Origin of the sequence: Streptomyces diastatochromogenes (assembly GCF_002242805.1) — a bacterium.
In the GTDB taxonomy this organism is placed as follows: domain Bacteria; phylum Actinomycetota; class Actinomycetes; order Streptomycetales; family Streptomycetaceae; genus Streptomyces; species Streptomyces diastatochromogenes.
In genome coordinates this window covers 251,916-276,184 of sequence record NZ_MCGQ01000014.1, presented here as the reverse complement: position 1 = coordinate 276,184, position 24,269 = coordinate 251,916, and the positions used below count along the sequence as shown (strand labels likewise).

The 24,269-nt window shown below is 71.1% G+C and carries 21 protein-coding genes; 7 read left to right on the top strand and 14 right to left on the bottom strand.

Translation table 11 applies throughout. From position 1 onward, the window contains the following. Window positions 1–159: 159 nt before the first annotated feature. Window positions 160–1,707, bottom strand: a complete 1,548-nt coding sequence (locus BEK98_RS18550; protein ID WP_094217666.1) for a carboxylesterase/lipase family protein — start codon at window positions 1,705–1,707, stop codon at window positions 160–162. Window positions 1,708–1,879: 172 nt separating this feature from the next. Then, window positions 1,880–2,509 carry a phosphatase PAP2 family protein gene (locus tag BEK98_RS18545; protein ID WP_167444204.1) on the bottom strand — a complete coding sequence of 210 codons (630 nt, stop codon included), beginning with the start codon at window positions 2,507–2,509 and terminating at the stop codon, window positions 1,880–1,882. 624 nt (window positions 2,510–3,133) lie between these two features. Here BEK98_RS18545 and BEK98_RS18540 point away from each other — a divergent pair. From BEK98_RS18540 to BEK98_RS18530, 3 genes are all read left to right on the top strand, one after another. After that, window positions 3,134–4,378: an MFS transporter gene (locus BEK98_RS18540; RefSeq protein ID WP_094217707.1), complete on the top strand. Its 1,245-nt coding sequence runs from the start codon at window positions 3,134–3,136 to the stop codon at window positions 4,376–4,378. A gap of 99 nt (window positions 4,379–4,477) precedes the next feature. Further along, window positions 4,478–5,383 (top strand): 5'/3'-nucleotidase SurE, encoded by a 906-nt coding sequence (surE, locus tag BEK98_RS18535; protein ID WP_094217664.1) that lies wholly within the window; start codon window positions 4,478–4,480, stop codon window positions 5,381–5,383. A 159-nt stretch (window positions 5,384–5,542) separates the two neighbouring features. Continuing rightward, a complete protein-coding gene (locus tag BEK98_RS18530; protein ID WP_094217663.1) occupies window positions 5,543–7,084 on the top strand; it encodes a carboxylesterase/lipase family protein in 1,542 nt (513 codons plus the stop codon). A gap of 10 nt (window positions 7,085–7,094) precedes the next feature. On the opposite strand, the gene BEK98_RS18525 is transcribed toward BEK98_RS18530, so the two are convergent. The 6 genes from BEK98_RS18525 to BEK98_RS18500 form a co-directional block, all read right to left on the bottom strand. After that, entirely contained in the window at window positions 7,095–7,928 is an 834-nt protein-coding gene (locus BEK98_RS18525) for a sterol desaturase family protein (RefSeq protein WP_094217662.1), read from the bottom strand. Window position 7,929: 1 nt separating this feature from the next. Beyond that, window positions 7,930–8,643 carry a FadR/GntR family transcriptional regulator gene (locus BEK98_RS18520; RefSeq protein ID WP_094217706.1) on the bottom strand — a complete coding sequence of 238 codons (714 nt, stop codon included), beginning with the start codon at window positions 8,641–8,643 and terminating at the stop codon, window positions 7,930–7,932. A gap of 97 nt (window positions 8,644–8,740) precedes the next feature. Further along, window positions 8,741–10,162, bottom strand: coding sequence for an aldehyde dehydrogenase family protein (locus BEK98_RS18515; RefSeq protein ID WP_094217661.1), 1,422 nt, complete (start codon window positions 10,160–10,162; stop codon window positions 8,741–8,743). Further along, entirely contained in the window at window positions 10,159–11,037 is an 879-nt protein-coding gene (locus tag BEK98_RS18510; protein WP_094217660.1) for an SDR family NAD(P)-dependent oxidoreductase, read from the bottom strand. The genes BEK98_RS18515 and BEK98_RS18510 overlap by 4 nt, the downstream gene beginning before the upstream one ends. After that, window positions 11,034–12,380, bottom strand: a complete 1,347-nt coding sequence (locus BEK98_RS18505) for a flavin-containing monooxygenase (RefSeq protein ID WP_208643139.1) — start codon at window positions 12,378–12,380, stop codon at window positions 11,034–11,036. The genes BEK98_RS18510 and BEK98_RS18505 overlap by 4 nt, the downstream gene beginning before the upstream one ends. Window positions 12,381–12,474: 94 nt before the next feature. Beyond that, complete coding sequence (locus BEK98_RS18500) at window positions 12,475–13,695, bottom strand: MFS transporter (protein WP_094217658.1); 1,221 nt, start codon at window positions 13,693–13,695, stop codon at window positions 12,475–12,477. A gap of 209 nt (window positions 13,696–13,904) precedes the next feature. Between BEK98_RS18500 and BEK98_RS18495 the strand changes: the two genes are divergently transcribed. After that, on the top strand, window positions 13,905–14,993 hold the full coding sequence (locus BEK98_RS18495; RefSeq protein ID WP_094217657.1) for an AraC family transcriptional regulator: 1,089 nt from the start codon (window positions 13,905–13,907) through the stop codon (window positions 14,991–14,993). Window positions 14,994–15,012: 19 nt separating this feature from the next. On the opposite strand, the gene BEK98_RS18490 is transcribed toward BEK98_RS18495, so the two are convergent. Genes BEK98_RS18490 through BEK98_RS18465 form a run of 6 tightly spaced genes read right to left on the bottom strand, consistent with a single transcriptional unit; the run spans window position 15,013 to window position 21,756 of the window. Then, window positions 15,013–16,161, bottom strand: coding sequence for a vWA domain-containing protein (locus BEK98_RS18490; protein ID WP_094217656.1), 1,149 nt, complete (start codon window positions 16,159–16,161; stop codon window positions 15,013–15,015). Further along, a complete protein-coding gene (locus BEK98_RS18485) occupies window positions 16,154–17,062 on the bottom strand; it encodes an AAA family ATPase (RefSeq protein WP_094217655.1) in 909 nt (302 codons plus the stop codon). The genes BEK98_RS18490 and BEK98_RS18485 overlap by 8 nt, the downstream gene beginning before the upstream one ends. Beyond that, window positions 17,055–17,981 carry an XdhC family protein gene (locus BEK98_RS18480; RefSeq protein WP_094217654.1) on the bottom strand — a complete coding sequence of 309 codons (927 nt, stop codon included), beginning with the start codon at window positions 17,979–17,981 and terminating at the stop codon, window positions 17,055–17,057. The genes BEK98_RS18485 and BEK98_RS18480 overlap by 8 nt, the downstream gene beginning before the upstream one ends. Before the next feature lie 10 nt (window positions 17,982–17,991). Then, the gene (locus BEK98_RS18475; protein ID WP_094217653.1) at window positions 17,992–20,364 is read right to left on the bottom strand and encodes an aerobic carbon-monoxide dehydrogenase large subunit; all 2,373 of its coding nucleotides are present in this window, start codon (window positions 20,362–20,364) and stop codon (window positions 17,992–17,994) included. After that, window positions 20,361–20,882: a (2Fe-2S)-binding protein gene (locus BEK98_RS18470; protein ID WP_094217652.1), complete on the bottom strand. Its 522-nt coding sequence runs from the start codon at window positions 20,880–20,882 to the stop codon at window positions 20,361–20,363. Before BEK98_RS18470 ends, BEK98_RS18475 begins: the two co-directional genes overlap by 4 nt. 1 nt (window position 20,883) lies before the next feature. Continuing rightward, window positions 20,884–21,756: an FAD binding domain-containing protein gene (locus tag BEK98_RS18465; RefSeq protein WP_094217651.1), complete on the bottom strand. Its 873-nt coding sequence runs from the start codon at window positions 21,754–21,756 to the stop codon at window positions 20,884–20,886. Between the two features lie 113 nt (window positions 21,757–21,869). Between BEK98_RS18465 and BEK98_RS18460 the strand changes: the two genes are divergently transcribed. The 3 genes from BEK98_RS18460 to BEK98_RS18450 all read left to right on the top strand — a co-directional run bounded on the left by BEK98_RS18460 (window position 21,870) and on the right by BEK98_RS18450 (window position 24,207). Beyond that, window positions 21,870–22,829, top strand: coding sequence for a LysR family transcriptional regulator (locus BEK98_RS18460; RefSeq protein ID WP_208643138.1), 960 nt, complete (start codon window positions 21,870–21,872; stop codon window positions 22,827–22,829). Between the two features lie 101 nt (window positions 22,830–22,930). Continuing rightward, window positions 22,931–23,299 carry a BlaI/MecI/CopY family transcriptional regulator gene (locus BEK98_RS18455; protein WP_094217650.1) on the top strand — a complete coding sequence of 123 codons (369 nt, stop codon included), beginning with the start codon at window positions 22,931–22,933 and terminating at the stop codon, window positions 23,297–23,299. Beyond that, a complete protein-coding gene (locus BEK98_RS18450; protein WP_094217649.1) occupies window positions 23,296–24,207 on the top strand; it encodes a M56 family metallopeptidase in 912 nt (303 codons plus the stop codon). The genes BEK98_RS18455 and BEK98_RS18450 overlap by 4 nt, the downstream gene beginning before the upstream one ends. The last annotated feature ends 62 nt before the right edge of the window (window positions 24,208–24,269 follow it).

Genomic DNA, 24,269 nt, shown 5'->3' with positions numbered 1-24,269 from the left:
TTTCGCGCGTGCGAGTGCCTGTGTGAAGCCGGTCCCGAGCTGGGTCAGGCGCTCGGGACCGGCTCGGCCGCTGCTCCCCTCCACGCGACCTCCGATCACGTTACACGTGTAACTGACTGGTGTAGAGGCCGGCGAGGGACTTTTCGATGAATCCGCCGGCTACGAGGCCGACACCCGTCGACCGTGCAGGCGACGGGCGTGCCCGGCCAGATCGTTCACCGGGAGGGTGACAGAGTCGAAACGCATGGTCGTGCGATCTCCCTCCAGGTACCGCCCCCACGTCGGCATCCCGGGGTGGTTCGGGTCGCCGGTGCGGGCGAAGGCGATCCACGCTTGATGCATGCTCTTCGCCAGGCCGTCCCCCACGACCGGATCGATCCCCTCGACGAGTGGAGCATGCGACCAGCTGTCGAAGTTGTCGAAGACGAACGGAAGTTCCAGGCAGTGAGCGGCGGCGAGCCTCCCGCCATGCGCCGGCGTCGGAAAGTCGAACTGGAACGCCCAGACGGGACGACCCGATGCCGCCCTGGCTTCCGCCAGTTGCACGCACGGAACCCGGAACAGCTCGTCCGAGATCAGATCCATGAGCACGTCGACGGGTCGGGCGCCGGGCCGGGTCCGCGCGTACTCGTCGTACACATCGGCTGCCGTACGGTCGCCGAAGCGCTCCGCGATACGGCCCACCACCTGGGCGCGGGTGGACTTCGCGTACGCCGGATCCAGGGCGAAGTTGAAGTTGGCCTCTTCGCGGGTCCAGCCGATGAGAACGTCGACCTCGGCTGCCGCGCCGTGCAGGAGGGTCTCCGCCGGGTGGCGGAAGAGTGTGACGTCGTCCTGCACGGGGAGGAAGGGAGTGGGCCAGAACCCCCAGCGCACCGTGCGCGCGTAGAGCCCTCCGGCGGCCTCGAGGAGCCGCGGCCACGGCAGGTGCCGGAGTTCGTCGACGTCCTTCACCCCGGCGGACTCGAGGTAGGCGTCGATCCGTTCCCGGTACTCGTCGCGGGTGGGGATGTGCAGACCGAAGGGCGGGCTCTGGAGGATGGCCCGACGGAACATCTTCTGGGCTTCGGGGTGCCCGGCGAGGGCGGCCGTGGACAGGGCACCACCCGACTGGCCGGCAACAGTGACGGTGTCGGGGTCCCCACCGAAGTGGGCGATGTTGTCGCGCACCCAGCGCAACGCGGTCAGCTGGTCGGTGAGCCAGAGGTTGGCCGACTGTGCCTCTGCTGCGGTCCCGTCGTCGAACGACAGGTAACCGAGGGGACCGAGACGGTAGTTCAGGGTGACGACCACCAGGTCGCCGTCGCGCGCGAAGGTCTCGCCGGAGTAGATGGGCAACGATCCGGAGCCGGAGACGAATCCACCGCCGTGGATCCAGACCAGCACCGGTCGGCGAGCGTCATCGACGGCCGGTGTCCACACGTTCAGCGTCAGACAGTCGTCGTCGAAGGGCGGAGATCCGTGGCCCCCCAGGACCGGGTCGCCACCGTCGATGTACATCTGCGGTGAGCTCGGCCCGTATGCGGTCGCCTCCCGTGTACCACTCCAGCCGGGATGCGGCCGAGCGTCACGCCAGCGCAGGTCACCCACCGGTGGTGCGGCGTACGGCACGCCCTTGAAGACCGCGACACCACCCTCGATGCCTCCGCGCAGCCGGCCGGCCGGCAACTGGACGACGGGGGGAGCCTGACCTTGCCTGTCAGTCATGTATGTCCTCCTTGGTGAACCCGTTCACCAGGCATATCGGAGCCGCCGCCGCTCGGGCCGCGTGGCAGGCGGAGGCACGGGAGTGACAGGACCCGCGCCGAGCCGGACCGCGAGAGTATTCCGCAATTCCGACGGTCGTCAATTAATCAGCACAGGAACAGCTGCTATCGAACTAGTCCCACAGGCGATCGGCCGCGGCACGCCTGGCCTCCTCCCCCAGAAGGCGAGCGAACGCCGACCACAGCAGCAGTACGACACCCACGCCCGCGGCGGCACCGGCCACGGTGTCACTGAGCCATTGGGCGTGCAGCCACGTACGGCTCCACATGGTCAGGGCGATCAGGGCTGCCGCGACAAGCCACCACCAGCGCCGCGCGCGGGGCGGAAAGAGCACCACTCCGGCAGCCAGAAGGAGAGTCGTCACCGTGAAGACCTGGCCGGACGGAAACGAGCCCTCACCGACCAGAACCCAGGGGTGCGGCGGGCGCGGGCGGTCGACGAGCTGCTTCAGGGGGAGCACGACGACGATGTTGGAAACCACTCCGGCCACGAAGACGAACAGGCCGGATCTCCATCTCCCGTAGATTCCGAGGCAACCGGTCAGCGTGAGGGGCAGGATCACCCCCAGGGGCCCACCGAGCACGTCGAACGCGCGGGCCAGGCTCGTCGCCGCACCTCCTGGCGCCCCCTGCATCGCATTCATCCAGCGATCATCCAGGTTCTGGAAAGCCGGCCGCCCGTTCCCGAGGAGGGCGAGACCGGTCGCCAACACCGCAGTCAACAGCACGGTGGCGGCAATCAAAGCCCCCCGAGGCGGGCCGGCCGGCACCGGACCGTGTGAGGTCGCGCCGGACGGCGGACGCAAGGAGGCAACAGTTCGTGGACGGCTCATGACTGACCTTTCCGGGACTCCGGGGCACGGCCGCCGGCCCGCGAAAAACCAGGGCCGGAGGACGGGGCTTCCGCACCACGCGTGCGATGCACGCGGTGTCGGCCCACCGACAGCGGGGCGACGGTCGACGCCACCGGCCGACGACACGGCCAGTCGCGCGACAGCACCGCTGCGCACGACAAAGCGAAGGGCGTTTCCCGGCCAACCCTGACCCAGCCGTCACGGCAGGGGCAAGACCGACCGGCGAGTAGCTACACGAGTAACTCCCACACTCCCGACCCCGACACTTACGGTCGCCGTCAATTTGGGCCAACCTCTACTCAATGGGCGCCACAGGTGCTACACAAGGCGTACGCACTGAGGCAACACGTGTAACCCACGCCGTACGCAGGTGCCATCCCCCAGCACGCGTCAGCCGGCGTTTGCCGCCTCACACCCCATCCCACTCTCAGCTCCGCGCTCCAGGAGTCGACATGCCCTGCCCCATTCCGCGCCGCGCGTATCGTGCGGCACCCCTCCCGCTGGGTGGTCACCGTGTCCACCGATGAACTCATCCAGCCGAAGGCGACGCACGTCGCGCATGAGCCCCGCCGGCGCGGCCTCATGCTGCTGCTCCTGCTCGCCAACTCCTCCATGCTCGCCGTGTACATGGGTGTCGGCGCGGTGCTGCTGCCGACTCAGATCGCCCAGATCGACCCCGGCGACAAGGTCGCGATCCTGGGCATCGTGGGCGGTGTGAGCTCAGTCTTCGCGACCGCGTTCAACCCGATCGCCGGCGCCCTGTCGGACCGCACGGGACGCCGCAACCCGTGGATCCTCGGTGGCGCCCTGGCCTCACTCGCCGGGCTGGCGTTCCTGGGCAGTGTGCGGACCGTGCTGCTGGTAGGCATCGGATGGTGCCTGGTACAGGCGACGATGAACGTCTACCAGGCCGCCGTCACCGCGGTCGTACCCGACCGGATCCCTCCCGCTCGTCGCGGCATCGCATCTGCCCTCGTCGGCCTGGGGTTGCCGATCGGCGGCACGGTCGGCGTGCTGATCGCCTCGCAGACCGCGGGCCGACTTCAGCTGGGCTACCTGGTCTTCGGCGCGGTGGTGGCCGGCGCGGCGCTGCTGCTCACCGGACTCTGCCGCGACGTGCCGCGTCGTGAGCCACTACCGTCCGTCCCGAAACGCGATCGCCTGGCGGCGTTCCTCTCCGCGCTGGCCAACCATGACTTCCGGTGGGCCTTCATCGGACGGGCACTGATGGTGCTCGGCTACTTCTCCGTCGTCGGATACCAGCTCTACATCCTCGAAGACCACATCGAACTGCCGAAGGGCCTGGCCCCGACGGAGGCGATGGCGATCCTCACTCCGGTGTCGATGGGCGCGATGGCCGTGTCCACGGTGGTCGGAGGGCTGCTGTCCGACCGCTGGAACCGGCGCAAGGTCTTCGTCGGCCTGTCGGCCGCGCTCGCCGGCATCGTGACGACGATCCCCGTCATCAGCCCGACCTGGCCAGGAATGCTCTGCTTCAGCGCCCTGAACGGGCTCGCCTTCGGATGCTTCATGGCAGTGGACACCGCGGTCGTCACGCTCGTCCTGCCCCGCGCGGAGGACGCCGCCCGTGACATGGGCGTCCTCAACATCGCCAACGCCGGGCCGCAGATCATCGCCCCGTTCGTCGCGTCCGCCGTCGTGACCGCACTGGGCGGCTACACACCGCTGTTCCTCATCGGCGGCGCCCTGTCCCTGCTGGGTGCGCTGGCCATCCTCCCGATCCGCGGAGTGCGCTGACCCCAGCGCCATGGAACCCCGGCGGGCGCATGCAGGGGGTCGTGCGCCCGCCGGTCCTCATCCTCCCCCCGATCTCCTCACTCATCGAAGGAGCACTCCGTGAGACGCACGCGCGTTCTGCCCCTGGCCGCTCTGCTGCTGTGCACACCGGCTCTCGTCGGTACCGAACCGGCGAGCGCCGCGCCGAAGGCCGCACAGGACGGCCCGCTGCGCATCCTGCTGACGAACGACGACGGCTACGACGCCCCGGGCATTCGCATGCTCTACCAGCGGCTCACCGACGCGGGCCACGACGTCACCATCGTCGCCCCGCTCACCAACCAGAGTGGCGCCGGGACGAAGATGATGAGCGGCACCACCATCACGGTGAAGCACCCCGAGCCCCGGGTGTGGGCCGTGGACGGCACGCCAGGTGACTCGGTGTCCTTCGGACTGTCCGAGGTGTTCGCCGGCCACGCGCCGGACCTCGTGATCTCCGGCACGAACTTCGGTCCCAACGTCGCCGCCCTGGCCACCCACTCCGGGACCGTCGGCGGCGCGGTGGCCGCACTGGAACGCGGTGTGCCCGCGATCGCGGTGAGTACCGGAGGGCTGACGGCCCCGGTGCCGGAGCCGATCCTCAATGCCATGCGCCCCACCGACGACTTCGTCGTCAAGCTGATCGAACGCCTGCGGAGCCGGTCCAGGAGCGGACGCCTGTTGCCCGAGGGCGTGGGCCTGAACCTCAACCACCCGGTGGTCGGTCCGGACGGCAAGGGGACCGCCTCGGGAGTCTCCGTCACGACTCAGGATCCGCAGCCCATCCTCAAAGCCGACTACAGCGACTCCGGTGACGGCACCTGGAAGGTGAACGTCAACGTGGTCTCGGCGCCTGCCGAGAACGGCGGTGACGTCGAAGCCATCAGCGCCGACAAGGTCTCCATCACGCCGATCTCGCCCGACTGGAACGCCGGCACCGTCGACTTCGCGAAGGCCGCGGCGCTTCTCGCCGGCCTGCGCCCGTAGCCAGCAACGGCTCCGCCTCCTCCCCGGGTGTTCCGGGCCACCGGGGAGTCGGCGTGCCCGTACCACCCGTCCCCGTCACGTTCGCGCACACGTCAGGGAGGAACAGTGGAAAGGTCCCGCTCGTCCCGAGTATTAACGGTCCTGGCCTTGGCGCTCGCCATGGCATCGTTCGTCGCCCGTCCGACCACCGCCGTCGCGGCCCGAGCAGCGGCCGCGGGCTCCGGCCCGGTCGTGACCACCGGGCAGGGCAGGCTTGCCGGACAGGTCAACGGCCAAGCCGAGGAGTTCCTCGGCGTACCGTACGCCACTCCCCCCGTCGGCAGTCTCCGGTTCCGTCCCCCGCTACCGCCCGCACGATGGAGCGGGACACGCGAGGCGACCCGGCAGGCACCCGCGTGCCTGCAGTTCTCGCCCTTCGGACTCCGGGACCCGGACGACGTCAGCGAGGACTGCCTCTACCTGGACGTGTACCGGCCGCGCCACGCGCACCCCGGTGACCGCCTGCCTGTGCTGTTCTGGATCCACGGCGGCGGCTACAGCCAGGGCACCGGAACCCAGTTCGGCGGCCGCACCATGGCCGACCTCACCGGCAGCGTGGTCGTGAGCATCAACTACCGGCTGGGGCAACTGGGATACCTGGCCCTGCCGGAACTCACGCGCGACAACGCGCTCAACTCCGGATCGTACGGGCTGATGGACCAGATCGCGGCCCTGAAGTGGACACGCGACAACATCGCGGCGTTCGGCGGCAACCCGGACGACATCACCCTCTGGGGTCAGTCCGCCGGCAGCGGCTCCGTCTGCGCCATGCTCACCTCCCCCACAACAGCCGGGCTGTTCTCCCGGGCAATTCTGCAGAGCGGACCCTGCGACCTGCTGCGCGCTCCCGGCAAGGACCAGGCCACCGACGAGGCGAGGGCCTTCGCCGCCGCGGCAGGCTGCCCCGACCCCGGTACACGCCCTGACTGCCTCCGTACCGCGCCGGCCGCCGACCTGATCAACGCCGCCCGTACGCACCCCACTTCCGGACCCGCGTTCGGCGACGGTCTGCTGCCGGCCCAGCCGTCCTCGGCCATCGCCTCCGGGGCGTGGCACAAGGTTCCGGTCCTCATCGGCAGCAACCGGGCCGAGAGCCGGTTCTTCGTGGCGCTCACCCAACCGCACCCGACGGCGCGGGAGTACGTCGACCAGATCAACGCCACGTACGGAAACGCGGCACAGCAGGTCCTGGCCCACTATCCGGTGGCCGCCTACCCCAGCCCGTACGACGCGCTGTCGGCGGTGCTCACCGACTCCACCTTCGCCTGCCACACGCTCAGCACCGCCCGCACGTTCGCCGACCAAGTGCCCACCTACGTGTACGAGTTCGACGACCCGCACTCCCCCACCCTGTACGGAGCCCAGGTTCCGGGTGTCGACATGGCGAACGCGCACAGCGCCGAACTCGCCTACCTGCATGACTTCACCATGGGGGACCGACCGCTCACCGCGGAACAGACCACGCTCGGCAACGACATGAAGCGCCGCTGGGCGGCGTTCGCCCGCACCGGAGTCCCGGACGTCCCGGGTGAGACGCAGTGGCCACGCATCGGCGCCCGCTACCCGACCCTGACGCTCACACCTGGGAACACCCATGTCTCGACCGGCTTCGCGACCGAGCACCAGTGTGACTTCTGGACCCGTACGGTGGCGCGCCAGTAGCGGCGGGATGTCAGCCGTCCGCCCTGGGTGCCCAGCCGGGTGGCCCGACCAGATACCCGGCACGGTCGCGCCAGCGTCGCGCCGTGCGGACGTCGTGCCAGACGGCCGCGAACTCGTGGAAGGCCACCCGCACCGGGTTGTAGGTGCCGATGTTCTTCGTCAGGCCGTACACCACCCGCTCGCCCTCGGGTTCGAACGTGCCGAAGAGCCGGTCCCAGACGATGAGGATGCCGCCGTAGTTGCGGTCCAGGTAGACGTTGTTCGAGCCGTGGTGGACGCGGTGGTGGGAGGGCGTGTTGAAGAACCACTCCACGGGCCGCCACAGCCTGTCCACCCGCTCGGTGTGCAGGAAGAACTGGTAGACGAGGCTGAAGGCCTGCTGGAGCAGGATCATCCACGGCGGAATGCCGAGCAGTGCCAGCGGCAGCCAGAAGGGCAGGCCCGTCATCGGCGTCCAGCTCTGGCGCAGGGCGGTCGAGAGGTTGAACCGGAGACTGGAGTGGTGGACCACATGGCTCGCCCACAGCACCCGCACCCGGTGGTGGGCGCGGTGGAAGGCGTAGTACGCCAGGTCGTCGCCGAAGAACAGCAGCACCCACGTCCACCCGGAGGACGGCGACAGATGCCAGGGGGCGACGGCGAAGAGAGCCGAGTACAGCACGATCGTCACCGCCTTCCAGGGCATCGCGACGACCTGGCTGCCGGCGCCCATGGACATGCTGGTGGCGGTGTCGCGCAGCTCGTAGCCGCGCTCGTCGTCGTCCGGGAGGAAGCGGTAGGACAGTGCCTCGACGACGACCAGCAGCACGAACGCGGGTATCGCGTAGACCACGGCCGGGATCATGTCAGCGCACCGCCTTCCGCGGCGTCGCGGGCACGCTGCGGGACAGCAGCTCGCGCGCCAGCCGTTCGGCCGCCTCGGCCTCGCGTGCCGCGATGTGCGCCGCCAGCCGCTGATGTGCTTCGACGTCGAGGAGTTCCGCGGCCCGCAGGTCGTCCGGCACGTCGGCGACCGGGAGTGTGCCGCCCACCAGGCTGTTGAAGGCCAGCAGGTAGGCGACGTTCCCGGAACCCTCCACGATCAGCCGCCACCAGGCGACGTCCGCATCGGCCAGCTCGGTCAGATCGGGCCCGGTGCGCGCGTACCGGCCCGCGGCCTCGACGATCTCCCCGGCGGTGTCCTCGGAGCACCTGATCGTGCACAGCCGGGCCGCGTCGGCGCCGATGCACGCCCGCATCTCCAGGGCGTCGCGGGCGAGGTCTTCCACCGTGGGCCCGGCGTCGGCCGCCGCGATGCCCATGGCGAGGTCGAGGCCGGCGGTGTGCCGCCAGTCCAGGACGAGCGTGCGGCCGCCGTGGCTCACCTCGACCAGCCGTGCCTGCTGGAGCCGCTTGACGGCCTCCCGGACGGCGTGCCGGTTCACCCCGAACTCGGCGGCCAGACCCCGTTCGGCGGTGAGCGCGGCACCGGCCGGCAGTTCCCCGCCGAGGATCCTGTCGCGCAGCAGGGCGAAGAGCTGGTCGGAGACCGCCTCGCGCCGGATCAGTCCCTCATTCATGGCGATCAGGGTGAACGCGACCGGCTCACTGGTCAACTGGTTGGACCAGTTTTTCTGCGGCGTGCCCTGACCTTTTGCCGACCTTCCTGACGTCGGATCACCGGATGTGGATCCAGACGGTCTTCTCCCGGGTCCACTGGTCGAAGGCGTTGGTCGATTTCTCCACGCCGCCGAACCCGGACTGTTTCCAGCCGCCGAAGGGTGTCGTGATGTCGCCCTCGCTGTAGGCGTTGACGGAGACCACGCCGGCCTGGACGCCGCGTGCCAACCGGAGGGCGGTGTCGAGGTCGCGGGTCCACACCGAGGCGGCAAGCCCGTATTCGGTGGCGTTCGCCAGACGCATCGCCTCGTCTTCGGAGGTGAAGGTCTGGACGGTGACGACGGGGCCGAACAGTTCCTTGGTGAGTACGTCGCTGTCTTCGGGCGCGTGGGTGATCACGGTGGGCGGGTAGTAGGCCCCACGGTGCGGCAGGCCGTGCGGCAGCCCTCCGGTGTGAATGCGGGCACCACCGGCCCGGGCGGCTTCCACCGCCGCCGCGACCCGGTCGAAGGCCGCCCGGTCGATCAGTGGGCCCAGCTGCGTGCGTGGGTCCGCGGGATCGCCGATGACCAGGCGCTTCGCGGCGGCCGTGAACCGCTCCAGCACCTCGTCGGCGATGCTGTCGTGGACCAGGACGCGGGAACCGGCCGTGCAGTTCTGCCCCATCGTCAGGAATGCGGCCTCGATCATGTGGTCGATGAGCTCGTCCCCGTAGCCGAGCGCGTCGGCCATCAGCACCTGGGGGCTCTTGCCGCCCATCTCCAGCGAGACGCGTTTGAAGTTGGTGTCGGCCGCGTCCCTGAGGATGCGGCGCCCGGTCCCGGTGGAGCCGGTGAACGAGAGGGCACCCACGACGGGGCTGCGGGCCAGGGCGGCACCGGTGACGGAGCCGTGGCCGGTCAGGACCGTGAGGACCCCCTCGGGGAGGCCTGCCTCGGCGGCGAGTCCGGCCAGGTGCAGGGCCGAGCGCGGGGTTGCCTCGGCGGGCTTGACCAGCAGGCAGTTGCCCGCGGCGAGGGCGGGACCGACCTTCCACGCGGTCATGGCCAGCGGGTAGTTCCAGGGCAGGATCGCCGCCACCACCCCGACCGGTTCCCGGCTGATCAGGCCCAGGCCGTCCTGTCCGCCGGGGGCGATCCTGCCGAACACCTTGTCGGCCGCTTCGGCGAACCAGCGGATCGACTCGACAGCACCGGGTACGTCGCCGGTGAGGCACTCCGTGATCGGCTTTCCCGCGTCCTCGCTGTCCAGCCGGGCCAGGATCCCGGCGTCGCGTTCCATCAGGTCGGCGAGTCGCAGCAGCACGCCGCCGCGCTCCCGGACCGGCAGCCGCGACCACACGCCGGACGCGAAGACCTGCCGGGCCCGCTCAGCAGCCTTGGCGACCTCTTCGGCGCTCGTGGCGGGCACGCTGGTGATCAGTTCCCCGGTGGCCGGGTTGACGACGCCCAGCGTGGCGGGGCTCTCGACTGCGGTCATTTCTCCTCCACCAGTTCCCAACGTCCTTCGGTCTGCCGTGCCAGTCCCCGGCGGCGCAACTCCTCGAGATAGCGGGCCATGCCGCGTTCCCCCCTCTGCCGGAACAGCGGGAGCACCTTCGGCAACAGGTTCGGCGCCAGCATCGCGAACCGGACCAGGCGGGACTCGCCGGGCCGGGGGTACGCCTCCAGGCGAGGCCGGTCGAGCAGGGTCACCACGGCCGCCACGACGTCGGCGGGCTGCTGCGGCGGATCCTGGAACTGCATGGAGTTCCCGCCGTCCACGGCTTCCTGGCGCAGCATCCGGGTGTCGGTCGCCGACGGCAGCACCGACCCGGCCAGGATGCCCTTGCTCCTCAGGTCGAGCCCGAGGGCGAGCATCGCCCCGCGCAGCCCGAACTTCGAGGCCGTGTAGATCGGGGTCTCGCCCAGCGGGAAGATCCCGCCGAGGGAGACGGTGGTGACCACGCGGGCGTCCAGGGAGGCTTGCAGCAGCGGGATCGCGAGCCTGGTGGCCACCAGCGGCGAGGTCAGGTTGAGGGTGATCTCCTTCTCGATGCTCTCGACGCTGCGCACGTCGAAGCGTTCGGCGCTGGTCATTCCCACGTTGTTGACGAGCACGTCGAGGCGGCCGTACGCGTCGGCGACCTGATCGAAAAGGTGCTCCACCTGGGCCCGGTCCACCAGATCGCAGCCGATGGCGGTGTGGCCGGCGCCGGGAAGCGCGACGGCGACCTGCTCGGCGCGGGCCTCGTCGATGTCGACGACCACGCAGCGGGCGCCCCCGGCGGCGAAGCGACGGCACATCGCGCTGCCGATCCCGCCGGCGCCGCCGGTCACCAGCATGACCTTGTCATGGAAGTCGAAGCCGCTCATGACACCGCCTCCGCGTCCCGCGGGGACCGCACGCGCGGCGGCCGGCCTTCGGTGCGCCAGCCCATCTCGGCCGCGATCCTGGCGAGGTGCTTCACGAGGGCGGCGCTGTCGACGTAGCCGGTGTGCCGGGGCGAGTCGACGAACTTGATGCCGCCGGACAGGTCCGGGCGGTCGGTACGGATCATGCCTGCGAATCGCTCCGCGTTCGGCAGTCGGTGCCGTGCGTCGTGGATGTGCCCGGCGATCAGCTGGGCCTGGGTGTCGAAGAGCCGGTACGCACCGGAGTTGGTCTCGACGAAGCCGACTCCGCACAGGCCCTGGTGCTCGCGGGAGAACGACGACAGGTACAGGTCGGGGTGCTGCTCGTCGCCGAAGTACTTCTGCGCGACGGGCACCTTGTGGACGTAACCGGTGGCCAGCAGGATCAGGTCGAAGTCGTCGCGGGTGCCGTCCGTGAAGCGGACCGTCCTGCCCTCGGTGCGGGCGATCCCCGGTCTGGCGGTGATGTCGCCGTGCTGGAGGTGGTGGATCAGCATCGAGTTGATCGCGGGGTGGGTCTCGAACAGCTTGTGGTCCGGCTTCGGGAGGCCCAGGCGCGCCGGGTCGCCGTTGAGGATCCGCAGGAGGGTGCCGAAGACCCGCTGCGCCAGCCACATCGGCAGGTGCGGCCCGCCGCCCGCGATGGTGTCCACCGGCCGGCCGAAGAGGTGCTTGGGGATGAACCAGTAGCCGCGGCGCATGCTGATCACCGCGTGGTCCGCGCTACGGGCGGCGTCGCAGGCGATGTCGCAGCCGGAGTTCCCGGCTCCCACGACCAGGACCCGCTTGCCGCGCAGTTCCTCCGCGCTGCGGTAGCCGACCGTGTGGCGGACCTCGCCGGTGAAGTTCCCGGGCAGTTCCGGGACGTTGGGGTGCCACTGGGCACCCGTGCACACCACGACCTGGCTGTGCACGGTCTGTCGTCCGTCGGCCCGGGTGACCGCCCAGGTGCCGTCCGCGTTCTTCTCGACGCTTTCGACCTCGACGCCGAACTGGATGCGCTCCGTCAGCTCGTAGGCGTCGGCGAAGGACCTCAGGTACGAGAGGATCTGCCGGTGCGGGGGATAGTCGGCGAATTCGTCGGGCATGGGAAATCCTCCGAAGCCCGAGAGGGTCCTGCTGGAAATGAAATGGGCCGACTCGTACATCGGGCTGCCGGGGTTGTCGATGTCCCAGATGCCGCCGGGCCCTGTGTGCCGTTCGAGATGCGTGTACGGCAGATTCCGCTCCGTCAGGGCTCTGGCGACCGCCAGCCCGGCAGGTCCCGCTCCGATCACGCACGTGTCGTACTGAATATTTCCCATGAATCGGATCCTTTTTCAGACGTTCGCAGTCCCATTCCCGAAGGGCTGAGGAGAACTTATTCATCTGCCGTTCAGCGGGAAATGATCGGTGCGGTCAAAGAGGGGGCCTGGGCGGCCATGCGAAAGACCGTGCGGTCGCCAGGAGCGCGAGGACGAGTGCGGCGGGTATCCCGTAGGCGAGTCGGAAGTGGCCGGTGGACCCGAGGATTCCGCTGGCCGCCCCGCCCGCGAGCACACCTGTGTAGTTGAAGACGTTCATCCGGGCCAGGACCGCTTCGGTCGCCCCCGGTCGCAGGCGTCCGGCGGAGGCGAGGCACAGGGGGACGAGTGCGGAGACCCCGAGCCCGGTGCACGCGGCGGCCAGGACCGCGTACGGCCAGGCGGGGGCGGCTGCCAATCCGGCCAGGGCCGTGGCGGTGAGCAGGGTGGCGGCACGGATCACGGCCGCCGGGCCGAGGGTGCGTACGAGACGGTCGGCGCAGGCCCGCCCGGTGACGGTGCCGACCTGGTAGGCCGCATAGGCCAGAGGTGCCAGGGACAAGGCGGTGTCCAGGGTCTGGTGGAGATAGAGCGTCGACCACGACGAGACCGTGGAGTCGATGACGTAGGCGACCAGGAGGACAAGGCCGAACGGGGCGAGTTCGGCCCACAGTCCGCGGCCGAGTCCGACGGACTCCCCCTGGGACTCCCCATGGTCGGAGACGGCGACGGGTGAGCCGGTGGGAAGCGCGTGCGAGCGGACGGTCAGGGCGAGGGCCAGGACGAGGCCGGCCTGTGCGGTCAGGGTGTACTCGGCGGGCCATCCGAGGTGAGCCGTGCCCGCGGTCAGCAGAGCGGCCGCGACGCCGGCTGCGCTCCAGGCGGCGTAGAAGGAGGCGAAGACGCTCCGGCCGTAGTGGCGTTCGACGGCCGCGGCCCGGGTGTTCGCCGACACGTCGATACAGCCCAGCGCCATGCCGAACAACCCGTAGGACACCGCGACCACGGCCTGATCGGGAGCCCAGCCGATCAGCAGCAGAGCAGCGGCGGTCGCCACGACGGCGGCCCGCATGGCGGCGACCAGCCCCAGACGTCGGATCACGGCCAGTCCGGCGAAGCTGCCGACGCCGGCGCTCAGCGCGACGGCCACGACGAGCACGGTCATCGTCAGCGGAGAGAGCGAGAGACGCTCCTTGACGGCGGGCACCGTGGTGGACACCGCGGCCACCGCTGCTCCCTGGGCGGCGAACACCGTCGCCACGGCCCGTCGGGCTGCCGCGAGCGGGGTCCGGCGCACGGATCGTCGCCGAGCCGGGGTCTGAAGAGGTGCGGTCATGGTGAGCCTTCGTCTCTTGCGCTCTCGCGCCGGTGTCCCCCGCGTCACGGACGGCAGGGCGGGCGGGTTTCCGCACAAGGTAGGGAGGGCGAAAAGGCGGTGTGCAGCGCGCCGGAGGCCGAAAGGGGGGCTCCGGCGGCCACGCCCGCGACAGGCGGAGCCCGGCTGCTTACAGTGAAGCGAGAAACGCCCTGGTGAGAGGGATCGCGATGTCTGATGCTCCCGCCCCGGTCACTTCTCCGGGAACGAGTCGCAGCACCTCGGCCACCATCGCGCCGAACATCCTCCGCTACCTCGCCCGGGTCGCCGGGAAGTACGGCGTCGACCTGCAGCCGCTGCTGACCCGGGTCGGGCTGGACCCGACGGTGATGGGCTCCGCCGCGCTGCGGGTCTCCTACCGGCAGGGCAGTGACGTCATCCGCCGGGCGGTGGAGCTGACCGGGGACGAGCACCTGGGGCTGCGCGTGGGCGCGGCGCAGCACCTGACCGCGTGGGGGCTGCTCGGCTTCGCCATGATGGCCGCCGACACGCATCAGGACGCCATCGAGACCGGCGTGCGCTATCAGAACCTCTCCGGGGCCATGACGGTGTGGTCGGCCGGCTGGGAGGACGTCGGCTATGTGTTGCGCGCCGATCTGCCGGACCCCGCACTGGATCCGACGGTCGCCGTCTTCCTGATCGAGGAGGCGTACTCCAGTGTCGTCACCCTCACCCGGCTGAGCGTCGGCGCCGCATTCGCCCCGCAGGCGGTCGAGTTCGCCTTCCCCGCGCCGCGCGACACCCGCCCGTTCGACGAACTGTTCCGCTGCCCGCTGCGCTTCGACGCCGCCGGCAACCGCATGGTGATCCCCACCCGGTGGGCCCGGGCGGTCATGCCCGGGCGGGACCCCATCACCTACGCCGCGGTGCTCGACGTGCTGGAGACGGAGATGGCGTCACGGCGCGACCAGCAGGACCTGCTCGAGGTGCTGGAGATCTCCATCGCGCAGAGCCTTCCGGCCGTCCCCTCGTTCCCGGAGCAGGCCCGCAGGCACGCGTCCAGCGAACGCACCCTGCGCCGTCGCCTGGCCGAGTGCGGCACCACGTACGAGGCGATCGTCGACGGGGTACGCCGCGAGCAGGTCGAACAACTGCTGCGACGACGGGAACTGACGCTCCGTGACATCACACGCCAGGCGGGCTTCGCCGACATGAGCGCACTCCGGCGGGCGGTGCGCCGGTGGCACGGAGTGACCCCGCTCGCGTTGCGCAGCGAACTGCTGGAACGGGAGGCGCCCACCGGCCGGCCACACCCGTGACGCTGTGAACTCACGCTGATCACCTGCGGCGGCGGGGGGCGGACAGAGCGGCGGTGAAGTCGTCCAGGGAGGCGAGGTTGTGGGCGCTGACGACGGCGTCGCAGTAGGGCAGTGCCGCGGCCATGCCGGCCACGAGCGGACGGTAGCGCGGGCTCGCCGTACGCGGGTTGACCCAGACGACGCGGTAGGCGACCCGGGACAGGCGCGCCATCTGGGTGGCGAGGTCGGCGGGCGGGCCGGTGTCCCAGCCGTCGGAGACGATGGCGACCACGGCGCCGTACGCCATGCCGCGCCGTCCGAACCGCTCGTTGAACTCCGCCAGGCACTCCGCTATCCGGGTGCCCCCGGACCAGTCCGGGGCCGCCCGTCCGGCCCGTGCCAGGGCGTCGTCCGGCCCGGCCCGCCGGAGGACGGGCGTGAGGCGGGTGAGGCGGGTGGCGAAGGTGAAGACCTCGGCGCGGGTGGCTCGGGCGGCGCAGTAGAGCAGTTGCAGCATCGCGCGGGCATAGGGCTCCATCGAGCCGGAGATGTCGCAGAGCACGACGAGGTCGCGGGGGCGGGTGCGGGGCACGAAGCGGCGTAGCCGCAGCGGGTATCCGCCGGTGCGGCGGCTGTCGGAGAGGGTGCGGCGCACGTCGATGCGCGCACCGTGGTGTGCGGTGCGGTGCCGGCGTGACGGGCGGGTCGGGGTGCGGAGCACGAGGGTGCGCATCACTTCGGAGAGCAGCGCCAGTTCCTCGGCGGACAGGTCCGCGAAGTCGCGGCTCGCGAGACGGTCGAGCGGACTGGCGGCGAGGGGGACCGGAGCCTCCCGCGGCTGTGCGCGGGCCTCCCGGCTGCGTCCGTCCGCGGTGGCCTCGCGGGCGCCGGGGACGCGGCCGGGAAGGGTGCGCGGGAGCGAGCGCGCCGGGTCACCAGGCTGCCCGCGCTGTACGTCGCGGTCGGCCGGGGCGCCGAAGACCTCCCGGAAGACCGCGTCGAACGGCTCGATCTGCTCGGGGTCGGACACCAGGGTGGCGAGCGCGCAGTGCCGCAGTTCACGGGGCGTCGACGGTGCCAGCAGGGTGAGCGCCCGGGCGAAACCGCGGGTACGGTCGGGGCCCACCTCGATCCCCGCGTCGTGCAGGGCGGCGGTGAACGAGGCGGCCAGTTCCGGCAGGTCAGGCATCGGTGCCTGCCTCCGCGTCGATGAGCTCGTCCAGTCCGGCCCGGCGTACGGCCTCCAGGTCCTCGGCGTACTTGAGGACCGCTCCCAGGGTGCGGTCGGCGGCGTCGGCGTCGAGGACGGACAGGCCCAGGGTGTGCAGCGCGCCGGCCCAGTCGATCGCCTCGGCGATGCCGGGCGGCTTGGTGAGTTCCTGCCGAGCACGCAGACGCGCCACTCCGTGCGCCACGCGCGGGGCCAGCCACTCGGCCGACTCCGGCACCCGTCTGCGGATGATCGCGGCGACTCGTGCGGTGTCCGGGTAGTCGATCCAGTGGTAGAGGCAGCGGCGTTTGAGCGCGTCGTGCAGATCCCGGGTGCGGTTGGAGGTCAGTACGGCCACCGGCGGCACCACAGCCGTCCGGGTGCCGAGTTCGGGGATGGTGACCGCGGCATCCGCGAGCAGTTCCAGCAGGAACGCCTCGAACTCGTCGTCGGCGCGGTCCACCTCGTCGATGAGCAGCACCGCCGGCCGCGGTCCCGGGTGGCAGATCGCGGCGAGCAGCGGACGTGGCAGCAGGTAGTCCTCGGTGAACAGGTCGGCGTCCCGCAGGGGCTCCCCGCGGGACTCGGCGAGCCGGATGGCCAGGAGTTGCCGTGGATAGTTCCACTCGTAGAGGGCCTCGGCCGAGGACAGTCCCTCGTAGCACTGGAGCCGGATCAGTGGGGTGTCGAGCACGGCGGCGAGCGCGCGGGCCGCCTCGGTCTTGCCGACGCCGGGCTCGCCCTCCAGCAGGATCGGCTGCCGCATGCGCACGGCCAGCAGCAGCGCCGTGGCCAGGGCGTCGTCGGCCAGGTAGCCGACCGCGTCCAGACGCGCGCGCAGGGCGGGGACATCGGGTACGAGGGGGTCGGGGTCAGGCATGCGCGTAACGGGAGGGGTCGTCGGCGAAGGCGTGCCGGCATCCCGGCCCACAGAAGTAGACCGTGCTGCCGGCCCGGTCCAGTGACGGGGTGTCGGGGGTGATGGCCACGGTCATGCCGCACACGGGATCCACGGCCTCGGCCATGGCCCGCGGCGCGGCGGAGTCGGCTGTGGGGCGCACGGCTCGGGCCGCCTTCGGCCGCAGTGCGATGATCTCGGCGTACACCGACAGGGCGATCTCCCCCGGGGTCCGCGCGCCGATGTCCAGGCCGGCCGGGGTGTGGATGCGCGTGCGTTGTTCCTCGGTGACGTCCAGCCCGGCGAGCACCGCCGCGCCGCGCTTCGGACTGGCCACCAGCCCGATGTACGGGACTCCGGCCCGTGCGGCCCCGACCAGCGCGGGCTCCTCGTCGCGGCCGTGCGTGGCGATGACGACGACGTCCAGATCGGGGGGCAGCGGCTCGCCGGGCGAGGCCGGCCGGGCGTCCAGGCCGAGCACACGTCCGACGTCGAGCAGGGCGCGGGCGATGGGGGCGTGTCCGTAGACGTACGCCAGCGCCGGGGGGAGGTTGGCCTCCAGGAAGATGTCGAGCGTCCCGCCCGACAGGCAGGGATTGGCCACCGTGACCAGGCCTTCGCCGGGCTCCTGCGCGCCTTCGGTGCCGGTGTCCACGCCGGGCGTGATCCTCAGCAGCAGCGACTCGCCGGTCTGCAGCACCCTCAGGCCCTGCAGTTGCACCGTCGTCTCGGCGCAGGTGCCGCCCACGAAGCCCTCGACGGTCCCGTCGGGCAGCACCAGCGCGCTGTCCCCGGGCTTGGCGCTCGTGGGCCGTTCCGCGTGCACGACGGTGGCCAGCACGAACGGGGTCCGGCCGTGCCGGAGCGCGTCCGCCCGGGTCAGCAGTTCGGGGTTCGTCATCGCGGGCGCCTCAGGTGATCGCCAGGTCCGTGCGCAGCGGCCGGCCCTGGGCGGCCCGCCACACCGCGGCGGGCGTCAGCGGCATGTCGACATGGCGTACGCCGAGCGGCTTCAGCGCGTCGACCACGGCGTTGACCACCGCGGCGGGCGAGCCCACCGTGGCGGACTCGCCGACGCCCTTGGCACCGATGGGGTGGTGCGGGGAGGGGGTGACGGTCTCGCCCAGCTCCCACGAGGGGCACTCGACCGAGGTGGGCAGGAGATAGTCCATGAACGACCCGCCGAGGCAGTTGCCGTCCTCGTCGAAGGCGATCACCTGCATGAGCGCCATGCCCAGGCCGTCGGCGAGTCCGCCGTGCACCTGACCCTCGACGATCATGGGGTTGATCCGGTTGCCGCAGTCGTCCACGGCGACGAACCGGCGGATCTTCACCTGGCCGGTGTCCGCGTCCACGTCGGCGACGCAGATGTACGCGCCGAAGGGGAAGGTGAGGTTCGGCGGGTTGTAGACGCAGGTCGCGTCCAGCTGGCCCTCGACCCCCTCGGGCAGCTCCAGGTTGGAATGTGCGGCGAGCGCGATCTCGGCCATGGTCCTTCCCTGGTCGGGGTCGCCCGTGACGTACCAGCGGCCCTTCTCCCATTCCAGGTCGTCCGGGCTCACTTCGAGCATCGCGGAGGCGACGATCTTCGCGCGTTCGCGCACCTTGCGGGCGACCATCGCGGCCGCCGCTCCGGACACCGGCGTCGAGCGGGATCCGTAGGTGCCGAGCCCGAACGGGGTCTGGTCGGTGTCGCCGTGCACCACCTCGACGTCCTCGGGCGGGATGCCCAGTTCCTCGGCGACGATCTGCGCGAACGTCGTCTCGTGGCCCTGCCCCTGGGTCTGTACGGAGATCCGCAACACCGCCTTGCCGGTCGGGTGGACGCGCAGTTCGGCGCCGTCGGCCATGCCCAGACCGAGGATGTCCATGTGCTTGCGCGGGCCCGCGCCGACGGCCTCGGTGAAGAAGCTGACCCCGATGCCCATCAGCTCGCCGCGTTCGCGTTTTCCGGCCTGCTCCCGGCGCAGGTCGTCGTAGTGCGCGATGTCCATCGCCAGCCGCAGGGCCCGCGGGTAGTCGCCGGAGTCGTACTCCCACCCCGTCTGCGTCCTGTACGGGAACTGCCCGGGCCGCAGCAGGTTGCGCATCCGCAGCTCGGCCGGGTCCGTGCCGAGCTTGTCCGCGAGCACGTCGACCATCCGCTCGACCAGGTACACGGCCTCGGTGACGCGGAACGAGCAGGCGTAGGCGACGCCGCCCGGGGCCTTGTCGGTGTAGACGCCGGTCACGGTGCAGTGCGCGGCGGCCAGGTCGTACGAGCCGGTGAAGACACTGAAGAAGCCGGCCGGGAACTGCGTCGGCTGCGCGGTGGCGTTGAACGCGCCGTGATCGGCGATCACATGGACGCGCAGGCCCTGGATCTTCCCGTCCTTCGTCGCCGCGATCTCGCCGTGCATGTGGTAGTCGCGGGCGAAGGAGGTGCTCATCAGGTTCTCCGAGCGGTCCTCCACCCACTTCACCGGCTTGCCGGTGACGATCGAGCCGACGACCGCGCACACGTAACCGGGGTAGATGCCGACCTTGTTGCCGAAGCCGCCCCCGATGTCCGGGGAGATGATCCGGATCTTGTGCTCCGGGATGCCGGCCACCATCGCGTAGAGCGTGCGGTGGGCGTGCGGGGCCTGGGTGGTGGACCACACCGTCAGCTTCCCGGTGATGGCGTCCATGTCCGCCACGGTGCCGCAGGTCTCCAGCGGCGCCGGGTGCACCCGCGGGTAGAGCATGTCCTGCTCCACCACGACGTCGGCGGCCGCGAAGACCTCGTCCGTGCGCTCCTTGTCACCCGCCGACCAGTCGAAGACGTGGTTGTCGGTCTGCCCTTCCTTGTCGTCGCGGATCACCGGCGCGTCCGGGTCGAGCGCCCGGCGGGCATCGACGACCGGCGGGAGCGGCTCGTACTCCACGTCGATCAGTTCGAGGGCGTCCCGGGCGGCGTAGTGGTCCTCGGCGACGACGAAGGCGACCTCCTGGCCCTGGAAGCGCACCTTGTCGGTCGCGAGCACCGCTTGGGTGTCGTACGAGATCGTGGGCATCCAGGCGAGCCCGAGCCCGGCCAGGGTCTCCCCGGTGATCACGGCCCTGACCTTGGGGTGCGCCTCGGCGGCGCTGGTGTCGATCGACACGATCCGGGCGTGCGCCAGCGGGCTGCGCAGGATGGCGCCGTGCAGCATGCCGGGCAGCCGTACGTCGTCGACGTAGGTCCCGTGACCGCGGACGAACCGCGCGTCCTCCTTGCGGGGCATCCGTCCGAAACCGACCGGCCGTTCCTCGGTGGTCGTCATGCCCGCACCTCCTCGCGGCCGGGCGCCGGCTCGGTGCCCGCATCGGCGGTCCCCCGACCGCCGCCGTGCTCGGCGGCCCAGCGGATGGCGCGCACGATGTTCTCGTAACCGGTGCAGCGGCACACCTGTCCGGAGATGGCCTCGCGGATGTCCTCCTCGGACGGATCCGCGTTGTGGTCGAGCAGCCAGCGGGCGGTCATCATCATCCCCGGCGTGCAGAAGCCGCACTGCAGCCCGTGGCAGGCGATGAACCCCTGTTGCACCGGGTCGAGTTCGGCCCCGTGCGCCAAGCCCTCGACGGTCCGCACCTCATGGCCGTCGGCCATCACCGCGAGCACGGTGCAGGACTTGACCGGCGTCCCGTCCAACCAGACGGTGCACACCCCGCAGTTGGAGGTGTCGCAGCCCCAGTGGGTGCCGGTGAGTCCGAGTTCGTCGCGCAGGAAGTGCACGAGCAGCAGTCTGGGCTCCACGTCCCTCGTGTGCTGCTCGCCGTTCACGGTCACGGTGATCCGCATGTCAGGCCTCCTGCCCCTGGGCGCGTGCGGCGGCGGCGCGCAGGGCCCGCGTGGTGAGCTCCCCGGCCAGATGCCGCTTGAAGTCGACCGGGCCCCGCTGGTCGGCCGTCGGCCTGCACTCCTGCGCGGCGATCCGGCCCGCCTCGGCGAAGCCCTCGTCGTCCGGCCGTCCACCGCGCAGGAAGTCCTCGGCCTGCTCGGCCACGAACCGTGGGGCACCCACCGCGGTCAACCCGATTCCGGCCTCGGTGATCACCCCGGCGGAGATCTCCAGCACCGCTCCCGCGGCGACGACCGCCCAGTCGCCGACCCGGCGCTCGACCTTGCGGTAGGCGCTGGCGTGCGAACGGATGGGCACGCGGATCTCCACCAGAAGCTCGGCTTCGTTCAGCGCGGTCTCGTACGGTCCGAGGAAGAACTCCCTGATCCCGATGGTGCGCCTGCCGCCGGGGCCCTGGGCGACCAGGGTCGCCCGCAGTGCCGAGAACGCCGCGGACAGGTCCTCCGACGGATCGGCCTGGCACAGCGAGCCGCCCACGGTGCCGCGGTTGCGCACGAGCGGATCGGCGATGACCCGTTCCGCGTCCCGCAGGATGGGGAAGTGTTCGCCGACGACCGGCGAGGCGAGCAGCTCCGCGTGGCGGACCATCGCTCCGACGGCCAGGTCGTGCCCGTCCACCCGGATCAACGCCAGCTCGCCGAGGCCGTTGATGTCGATCAGGGCTTCGGGCTGAGCCAGCCGCAGCTTCATCATCGGCAGCAGGCTGTGTCCGCCCGCCACCACCCGGGCCTCGGGGCCGTACCGCGTGAGCAGCTCGATCGCCTGGTCGAGGCTGGTGGCCCGCTCGTACTGGAATGCAGCCGGAACTTGCATCGGGCCCTCCTGGATCGCTGTGCCCGTTGCTGAAGTGATGCTGCGCTCTTCCCCACCGGCCATGCAATGGGCGTATAAGCATTCACTTATCGCCCCAAACGCGAGAAAATCGGATGGTGACCGTCACGCAGCTCAGCACCTTCGTGCTGGTTGCCCGGCTCGGTTCGGTGGGCGCCGCGGCGCGGACCCTGGACGTGAGCGAGTCCGCGGTGTCGCAGGCGCTCGCCGCGCTGCGCACTCACTTCGGCGATCCGCTCATCCGGCGCACCGGCGGCGGTGGGATGCGGCTGACGCCCGCCGGGGCGCGGCTGCTGCCGGTCGCGTCGCGGATGGTCGCGCTGAGCGCGGATGCCGAGGCCGCGGTGCGGGCGGCACGGGGTGCCCCCGACGAACTGCGGGTCGTCGCCACCAGCACGCTGGCCGAGTTCGTGCTCCCGTCGCTCGTGGAGGCCTTCGCCTGTCGCTCGGGGCGCAGGACCGAGACCTCGTTCGGGGTGGCCGCCGGCAACGAGATACGCGTGCTGGTGGAGAACCGGCTGGCCGACGTCGCGCTCGGGCCGTATCTCGGCGCCGCCCGCAGGGGAGAACTGGTCAGCGAGCCGCTGTTCCGCACCCAGCTGGTCGTGGTGACCGGTGCCAGGGCGCCGCGGCCGCCCGGTCCGCCGCCGCGGTGGTCGTGGCTGGTCGACGCCTCCGGGACCGATCCGGACGCGGACTCCGGTCGGCTGCTGCGTCGGCTCGGAGTCGCCGAAGGACACGTGTGGGTGTTCCCCAACCAGGCCGCGACCTGGGCGGCCGCCGCCGAGGGCGCGGGGGTGGCACCGGCGCTCGCCCATCTGGTGTCGCCCCGCATCCGGCGTGACGAGCTGCGCGTCCTGGAGACCCCGGCCACGCCGTCGGACGCCACGTGGCACGCCACCGTCCTGCAGCCCGAGCATCGTTCCCCGGCCACCGACGCGTTCCTGCACTTCCTGCACACGCCTACGGCGACCCGCATCATGGGCGCGCCCGGCGCGGGCGTCCCGCCCTCCCGGTTCCGGCCCCCGGTGTACGTCACGCTGTGGGGCGCGTGAGAGAGCTGTGCGGCGGGCGCGAGGTCGGCAGGCGGGGTTACCCGACTCGGCGCCCGTCTACTATGACCCTGCGTACTCGGCGGCGAAAGGATGTCCGGGCCATGCGACGGCTGGGGGACCTGGAGGCGGAGATCATGGATCGCCTCTGGACTTGGAACCGTCCCGCGACGGTCCGGGAGGTCGTCGACGACATCAACAGGAGCCGTGAGATCGCGTACACGACGGTGATGACCGTCGCCAACATCCTGTACACCAAGGGCTGGCTGCTCCGTGGCAAGCAGGGACGCGCCTGGACGTACACGCCCGTCCGCAGCCGTGAGGCGTACGCCGCCGCGCTGATGGAAGACGGCCTGGAAGCCAGCAAGGACCGTCCCGCCGCACTGGTCCACTTCGTCGAGAACATGTCCGAGGACGAACTGGCGGCACTGCACGAGGCCCTGCGGAACGTGGGACGACAGGCGAAGTCGTGAACGCGGCTCCGGCGCTGGTCGGCTACACGGCGGCCCTGGGCTTCCTGGCCCCGCGGGTGCTGGTGCGCAGCAGCTGGCCCCATCGGGCTCCCGCACTGGCGGCAGCGGTGTGGCAGGCCCTGTCGCTCTCCTTCTCGATCGCGGCCGCGCTCGCCATGTACCACCTGGTGATGCCGGGCGAGCACCTGCACACGGGCCTCGCGGGGCTGCTGCACTCCTGCGGACTGCGTGCGGGTTCGAGCCGGCCCGAACCCGACACCGCGGACCGGCTCGCGGTCGCCCTGGCCGCCGCCGTCGGGATCGCTCCGGTCGCCGGCTTCGCCTGCCATGTCGTACGGGCCCGCCGGGCGCGGGCCCGCCACAGGGAAGCCGTGGACCTGGTCGGCCGGCACTCGGCACGACTGTGTGCCACCGTCCTGCCGTACGAGACCCCCGCCGCCTACTGCCTGCCCGGCCGTCACCCCCGGATCGTGATCAGCGAGGCCGCCGTGCGCCGGCTGACGCCGGAACAGCTCGGCGCCGTACTGGCCCACGAGCAGGCCCATATCGGGGGCCGTCACCATCTGGCCCTGGCCGCCACGGAGGCGTTCCACTCCGTGTTCCGGCGGCTTCCGCTGGCGCGCCACTTCCGTGAGCAGACGGCACTCCTGCTGGAGATGATCGCCGACGACCGCGCACTGCGCAGCCACTCCCGCGAGGTGCTGGCCACGGCCCTCTACGAGATGGCCGCGGCGCGCACTCCCCGGGGCGCGTTCGCGGCAGGCGGCCTCGGCGTCCTCATCCGCCTGAAGCGAGTACTCGGCCCGCGCAGGAGCCCTCATCCCGCACTCCGGGGATGCGCGGCAGCCTTGGTGGCGACCGTTCCGCTGCTGCCGCTCCTGGTCGCCTGCCCGCCGCTGCTCGGCTGATCTGTCCTTTCTCGGTCTCCGAGCGTGTCCAGGAAGCACCCGACCTCGGCGGTGAAGGCATC

What these genes read in the sequence shown, in the direction of transcription:
- BEK98_RS18465 (WP_094217651.1), bottom strand. Translation starts at nt 21,756, where the DNA reads ATGCAAGTTCCGGCTGCATTCCAGTACGAGCGGGCCACCAGCCTCGAC.
- BEK98_RS18480 (WP_094217654.1), bottom strand. Translation starts at nt 17,981, where the DNA reads ATGACGAACCCCGAACTGCTGACCCGGGCGGACGCGCTCCGGCACGGC.
- BEK98_RS18490 (WP_094217656.1), bottom strand. Translation starts at nt 16,161, where the DNA reads ATGCCTGACCTGCCGGAACTGGCCGCCTCGTTCACCGCCGCCCTGCAC.
- BEK98_RS18515 (WP_094217661.1), bottom strand. Translation starts at nt 10,162, where the DNA reads ATGACCGCAGTCGAGAGCCCCGCCACGCTGGGCGTCGTCAACCCGGCC.
- BEK98_RS18455 (WP_094217650.1), top strand. Translation starts at nt 22,931, where the DNA reads ATGCGACGGCTGGGGGACCTGGAGGCGGAGATCATGGATCGCCTCTGG.
- BEK98_RS18485 (WP_094217655.1), bottom strand. Translation starts at nt 17,062, where the DNA reads ATGCCTGACCCCGACCCCCTCGTACCCGATGTCCCCGCCCTGCGCGCG.
- BEK98_RS18470 (WP_094217652.1), bottom strand. Translation starts at nt 20,882, where the DNA reads ATGCGGATCACCGTGACCGTGAACGGCGAGCAGCACACGAGGGACGTG.
- BEK98_RS18550 (WP_094217666.1), bottom strand. Translation starts at nt 1,707, where the DNA reads ATGACTGACAGGCAAGGTCAGGCTCCCCCCGTCGTCCAGTTGCCGGCC.
- BEK98_RS18520 (WP_094217706.1), bottom strand. Translation starts at nt 8,643, where the DNA reads ATGAATGAGGGACTGATCCGGCGCGAGGCGGTCTCCGACCAGCTCTTC.
- BEK98_RS18495 (WP_094217657.1), top strand. Translation starts at nt 13,905, where the DNA reads ATGTCTGATGCTCCCGCCCCGGTCACTTCTCCGGGAACGAGTCGCAGC.
- BEK98_RS18475 (WP_094217653.1), bottom strand. Translation starts at nt 20,364, where the DNA reads ATGACGACCACCGAGGAACGGCCGGTCGGTTTCGGACGGATGCCCCGC.
- BEK98_RS18505 (WP_208643139.1), bottom strand. Translation starts at nt 12,380, where the DNA reads ATGGGAAATATTCAGTACGACACGTGCGTGATCGGAGCGGGACCTGCC.
- BEK98_RS18500 (WP_094217658.1), bottom strand. Translation starts at nt 13,695, where the DNA reads ATGACCGCACCTCTTCAGACCCCGGCTCGGCGACGATCCGTGCGCCGG.
- BEK98_RS18530 (WP_094217663.1), top strand. Translation starts at nt 5,543, where the DNA reads ATGGCATCGTTCGTCGCCCGTCCGACCACCGCCGTCGCGGCCCGAGCA.
- BEK98_RS18510 (WP_094217660.1), bottom strand. Translation starts at nt 11,037, where the DNA reads ATGAGCGGCTTCGACTTCCATGACAAGGTCATGCTGGTGACCGGCGGC.
- BEK98_RS18460 (WP_208643138.1), top strand. Translation starts at nt 21,870, where the DNA reads ATGGTGACCGTCACGCAGCTCAGCACCTTCGTGCTGGTTGCCCGGCTC.
- BEK98_RS18525 (WP_094217662.1), bottom strand. Translation starts at nt 7,928, where the DNA reads ATGATCCCGGCCGTGGTCTACGCGATACCCGCGTTCGTGCTGCTGGTC.